Annotated in this window: 4 protein-coding genes and 1 pseudogene; 1 reads left to right on the top strand and 4 read right to left on the bottom strand. The window is 70.1% G+C overall.

Going from position 1 to position 5,399, the window contains the following annotated elements:
* Positions 1–6 precede the first annotated feature (6 nt).
* Positions 7–750, top strand: a complete 744-nt coding sequence (locus AOK24_RS20760; RefSeq protein ID WP_055721563.1) for a bifunctional DNA primase/polymerase — start codon at positions 7–9, stop codon at positions 748–750.
* Between the two features lie 74 nt (positions 751–824).
* Here AOK24_RS20760 and AOK24_RS20755 read toward each other — a convergent pair whose 3' ends face one another.
* From AOK24_RS20755 to efeO, 4 genes and pseudogenes are all read right to left on the bottom strand, one after another.
* Positions 825–1,805: an SCO2278 family lipoprotein gene (locus AOK24_RS20755; RefSeq protein ID WP_055721562.1), complete on the bottom strand. Its 981-nt coding sequence runs from the start codon at positions 1,803–1,805 to the stop codon at positions 825–827.
* A complete protein-coding gene (efeU, locus tag AOK24_RS20750) occupies positions 1,783–2,637 on the bottom strand; it encodes an iron uptake transporter permease EfeU (RefSeq protein ID WP_055721561.1) in 855 nt (284 codons plus the stop codon). The genes AOK24_RS20755 and efeU overlap by 23 nt, the downstream gene beginning before the upstream one ends.
* 4 nt (positions 2,638–2,641) lie before the next feature.
* Positions 2,642–3,913, bottom strand: coding sequence for an iron uptake transporter deferrochelatase/peroxidase subunit (efeB, locus tag AOK24_RS20745; protein ID WP_055721560.1), 1,272 nt, complete (start codon positions 3,911–3,913; stop codon positions 2,642–2,644).
* Positions 3,914–3,925: 12 nt separating this feature from the next.
* A pseudogene (gene efeO / locus AOK24_RS20740) lies at positions 3,926–4,923 on the bottom strand (iron uptake system protein EfeO); the annotation flags it as partial.
* Between the last annotated feature and the right edge of the window lie 476 nt (positions 4,924–5,399).

Here is a 5,399-nt window from a genome sequence, read left to right as displayed (position 1 = left end):
GGACAGATGAGCGCGGAGGCGATCGGCCGGACCGGCCTGAGGGTCAGACTCACCCAGTGGCTGCGTGGCGGCGCCCCCGGCACCGACGCCGGCGGGGAGCGCGAAGCCCTCCTGCTGGCCGCCGCCGGAGCGGGCCTGCCGCTCGCGCCCGCCGCCCACCCGGCCCCCGGCTACCGCTGCTCCTGCGACCGCGTCGGCTGCCCCACCCCGGCCCGCCACCCCGTCTCCTTCGCCTGGCAGACCCAGTCCACCACCGACCGCGCCCAGGTCGAACGCTGGGTACGCCACCAGCCGCAGGCCAACTTCATCACCGCGACCGGCACCACCCACGACGTCCTCGACGTCCCCCGGCAGGCCGGCCGCGCCGCCCTCGACCGGCTCCTCGCGGCGGGCATCGAGGTCGGCCCGGTCGCCGAGTCCGACGACGGCCGCGTCCTCTTCTTCACCCTCACCCGGGGCACGCCCGACGACGAGGACGAGTGGTGGCCCTGCGAGCTGGACTGCCACCCCGAGACGATGGACGAACACCCCGGGCTGCGCTGGCACTGCCGGGGCTCCTACGTCCTGGTCCCGCCCGCGCGGCTGCCGGGCGACGACGGGCGGTCGGTGCACTGGGTACGAGGCCCTGAGTACGCGCTGCCGGACCCGCTGAGCCTGCTGGAGGTCCTGACGGACGCGTGCGCGAGGTATGCGGAGACGGGGCACGGAGGGGAAGACGTAGCAACCGGTTCCTGGCCGTCGCGGACCTGACGTTGCTGTAACCGGTTGCCCTCGGGTTTCCGGAGCCGGCCGCGCGCCGCGTTGCTGCAACCGGTTGCTCCCCGTTACTCCCCCTTCGCGCCGGTCAGCCCCTCCACCCTGCTCAGCAGCGATACTTTCCCGTCCCCGACGCCCTTCATCGGGTCGACGGCGACCGCGTTCGACACGAACTCCATCGTCAGGGACTGCTTGATCTCGCCGGTCGTCAGCGCCTTCACGCTCGCGTTCGGCGTGGGCACGGCGGTCCCGGCGGCGGCCGTCTGCTTCGTGTAGTTGTGCCCGGAGAAGAAGACGAGGGCGCCCCCGTCGGCGGTGCGCAGCGCGACCGGACGGTAGTCGCTGTCGTTCAGCGGCTCGTCGATGTACTGCGTCGCGAGCCCCGGCCGGGTCGCCTTGTCCCGGTTCGCGCGCAGCACGCTCGTGTACGCCCCGTCGGCGAACGTGCCCTGCCCGGTCCGCAGATAGTCGGCGTACGCGGCGCTCAACCGGTCGGTGGAGACGGCGAGTTCGGGCGAGGCGGCGGGCACCTCCTCGGCGTACCCCTGCGCGTCCCGCTTGAGCGCGGGCAGCTTGCCCGGCGCGACCAGCGTGAGGAACGCGGCCTGCCAGGGCTCGGCGACGTCGTTGCGCGTGAACACCATCAGCCAGCGCGCCGCCCCGCCCCGGTTGGCCTGCGAGTCGGCGACGAACCAGCGCGGCCAGCCCGCCTTCTTCGGGATCGTGACCTGCACGTCGGAGAGGGCCAGCGGCTGGTGGTTGGGGTTGCCGCCGGGGTCGGTGATCTTCCCGGCCTTCAGCCGCGCCGCGTCGATGACGCCGAGGGGGCCGGTCGTGTAGTCGGCGTCCAGCGAACTGTCGTACGCCTTGTCGGCCTTGTTGTAGGCCGCCGTGAACTCCTGGACCGCCTTGGCGGCTTCGGCCGGGGTCGTGGTCGGGACGACCTCGCGTTCCCCGTGGATCACCACACAACCGCTGGCCGTGAGGGACACACCGGTCAGTACGACCGCTATGAGCGCGTTCCGGTCACGCCTGCGCAGCCTGATCATCAGGTGACTTCACCTTCCTCTTCCCGGAGGCGAACCCTACCGGGGCGAGGAAGAGAGCGAGCGTCGGGACCAGGTACAGGAGCCACACCGTGACCTGGAGCACGGTCGGGTCCGGCTGGAAGTTGAACACGCCCTTCAGCAGCGTCCCGTACCAGCTGTCCGGCTCGATCGTGTCACTGATGTCGAAGGCCAGCTTGTTGAGACCGGGCAGCCACCCCGCCTCCTGCAAGTCGTGGAATCCGTAGGCGAGTACGCCCGCCGCGACGACGACCAGCATCCCCCCGGTCCACGTGAAGAACTTGGCGAGATTGATCCGCAGCGCACCCCGGTAGAACAGCCAGCCCAGCAGTACGGCGGTGGCGAGCCCAAGTCCCGCCCCGATCAAGGGCCTTGGCGTCCCGTCCCCGGCGGCGTGCACGGACGTCCAGATGAACAGGGCCGTCTCCAGGCCCTCCCGGCCGACGGCGAGGAACGCGGTCGCCACCAGCGCGCCCGTGCCCATCGCGAGCGCGGCGTCCAGCCTGCCGTGCAGCTCGGCCTTCAGATGCCGCGCGGTGCGCCGCATCCAGAACACCATCCACGTCACGAGCCCGACCGACACGACCGACAGCGACCCGCCGAGCGCCTCCTGCGCCTCGAACGTCAGCTCCTGCGACCCGAATTCGAGCGCGCACCCGAAGGCGAGCGCGATCACGACGGCCGTCCCGACGCCGAGCCAGATCGGCTTCAGCGCGTCCCTGCGGCCCGTCTTGACGAGGTACGCGATGAGGATGCAGACGACGAGACTGGCCTCAAGCCCTTCCCGCAGCCCGATCAAGTAGTTGGAGAACACCGGGTCATGCCCCCTTGCCGCTCGGCTCGAACAGGGTCCGGCCCCACCAGTCGTCCGCGTCCCGGACCCCCGGCGGCACGGCGAACACCCCCGAACCCACGTGCTGGATGTACTCGTTGAGCGCGTCGGTCGCCAAGTGCCGCTGGATCTTGATGAATCCGTCCCGCACATCCCGCTGGTAGGCGAGGAAGAACAACCCCGCGTCCAGGCGCCCGAGTCCGTCGGTCCCGTCGGTGAACGAGTAGCCCCGGCGCAGGATCGTCGACCCGCCGTTGGAGTCGGGGTGCGCGAGCCGCACATGCGCGTCCGGCTTCATCGCCTTCAGGAACGGCGCGTCGTGCTCCTTCGCCTTGCCGACCGGAGCGCCCTCGCCCTTGTCCCGCCCGAACACATCTTCCTGCTCCTGCAAGGACGTTCGGTCCCAGGTCTCGATGTGCATCCTGATCCGCCGGGCCACGAGATACGACCCGCCGGCCATCCACGCCGGGCCGTCCTTCTCGGACGCCCACACGAACTTCTCCAGCCGGTCCGTCTCGGTCCCCGCGATGTTCCGGGTGCCGTCCTTGAACCCCATGAGATTCCGGGGAGTTTGGGCTTCCGGGGTGGTCGACGAGGTCTTCCCGAACCCGAGTTGGGACCACCGCACGACGACTTTCCCGAACCCGATCCGCGCGAGATTCCGGATGGCGTGCACGGCGACCTGCGGATCATCGGCACACGCCTGCACACACAGATCCCCGTTGGACCGCGCCAAGTCCAGCGCCTCGCCCGGGAATTGAGGCAACTCGACCAACGCCTCCGGCCGCTGCCCGCCGAGCCCGAACTTCGCGAACAACGACGGCCCGAACCCGATGGTCAGCGTCAGCCGCGACGGCTTCAGCCCCAGCGCCTCCCCGGTGTCGTCCGGCGGAGCCTCCGCGAGCCCCCCGAACGCCCCCTCCCCGACCGGCCTCCCGGCAGTCATCTTCCGCGCCGCATCCGTCCAGTCCTTCAACAACTGCACGAACTCGGCCCGTTCGGCCGTCGTCACATCGAACGCCGCGAAGTGCAGACGGTCTTGTACGGCGGTCGCGATACCGGCCTGGTGCTCGCCGTGGAACTCGACAGCCGTGGAGGGGTCACCGGATCCCGTGTCACCGGTGACCGCCACGGCGGTGCCGGCCGCCACCGCACCGAGCGCGAGCCCGGCGCCGCCCCAGCCCAACAGGGCGCGGCGGGAAGGGGGTTGAGAGGTCGCCGGGGTCACGGGGGCCTCTGGAGTGGGCGTCTCAGACATGTCCGGGTGCCCTTACTTGACCACGGCCGCGGCGAGCTTGGACAGCGGTTCCGCGAGCGCGTTCACCGCGTCCGACAGCTCCTTGCGCTGCGCCTCGGTCACCTTGTCGTAGGACACGAAGTCGTAGGACGCCTTGTCCGCACGGTACTTGTCGAGCAGCGCGTCCAGCGCCGCGAACTGCTTGTCCAACTCGGTGACCAGCGAAGGGTCGTTCTGCTGGGCGATCGGCCGCAGCAGCGTGAACGCCTCCTGGGCGCCCTCGACGTTCGCCTTGAAGTCGACGAGGTCCGTGTGCGAGTAGCGGTCCTCCTCGCCGGTGACCTTGCCGGTCGCGACCTCGTCCAGGAGTTCCTTGGCGCCGTTGGCCATCGACGTCGGGGTGATCTCGGCGGTGCCGACCCGCTTCCGCCAGTCCGTGAGGTCCTTGACGAGCTGCGCCGCGAGCGTCTTCTCCTCGGCGCCGATCTTCCTGTCCTGCCACAGGGACTTCTCCAGGCGGTGCCAGCCCGTCCACTTCTGGCCGGGGTCCAGGCCGTCCGCGCGGGTGTCGACCAGGGGGTCGATGTCGCCGAACGACTCCGCGACCGGCTCCGTGCGCTCCCAGCCGATGCGGGACGGGGCGTACGCGGCTTGCGCCGCCGCGAGGTTGCCCGCCTGGATCGCGTCCGTGAACACCTTCACCTTCGGGAGCGTCGCGTCCGCCTGCTCCTGCGCGTACTCGCGGTACTCCGCCACCGCCTTGTCCAGGCGGGGGTCGCGCTTCGTGGCCGACTTGCCGGTCACCGAGAGGGGCTGGCGGATGCCCTTGCCCTTCATGCCCGGCTTGCACGCGATCTGGTAGTCGCCGGCCTTCACCTCCGCCGTCAGCCGCTGCTTCGTGCCCGCGCCGATGTTCTCCCGCTCCGAGACGATCCTGTCGTCCGGGAACAGCAGGTACACCTCCGTGACCTTCGAGCCCTTGTTCTCCACGGCCAGTTCGACGTGGCCCGCCGCCACCGACTTCTTCGACGNNGATGACGTGGTCGCCGTCCTCCGCCTTGCTCTTCTCCGTGCAGGCCGTGACGGCGGTCAGTGCCGCGAGGGTCGCGGCTGCGGTGGCAACGAGTCTGGCGGCGCGCATGCGGGGTCTCCCGGGTGGCTGAAAATGTGCGTGACGGGGCTCACAGGGTTCGGTGAGGCTTGCCTAACTTAGCTCAGGCTTACCTGGGGCATACCCCTGCGTGCAGTGATTCACCTCTCAAAAATGGCGTACGGGTACGGGGTGGTTACGGTCGGCTAAAGCGGACGCAATGCCGACGTAATGCCGACGTCAAAGGAACTTCAAAGGTTCGAGCGATTCAGCGGGGTGCCCCTACGGGTGGGGTGTTCCTGCGGGGGGTGACGAGGAGGGTGGCGTTTCCGGGGTGGGGGAGGACCTCGATGGGGTGGTCGTAGACCTTCGACAGGAGGGCGTCGGTGAAGCTCTCCCTCGGCGGGCCTTCCGCCG

Origin of the sequence: Streptomyces niveiscabiei, from assembly GCF_001419795.1 — a bacterium.
Lineage (GTDB): Bacteria > Actinomycetota > Actinomycetes > Streptomycetales > Streptomycetaceae > Streptomyces > Streptomyces niveiscabiei.
This window is presented reverse-complemented; position numbering and strand designations above follow the sequence as displayed.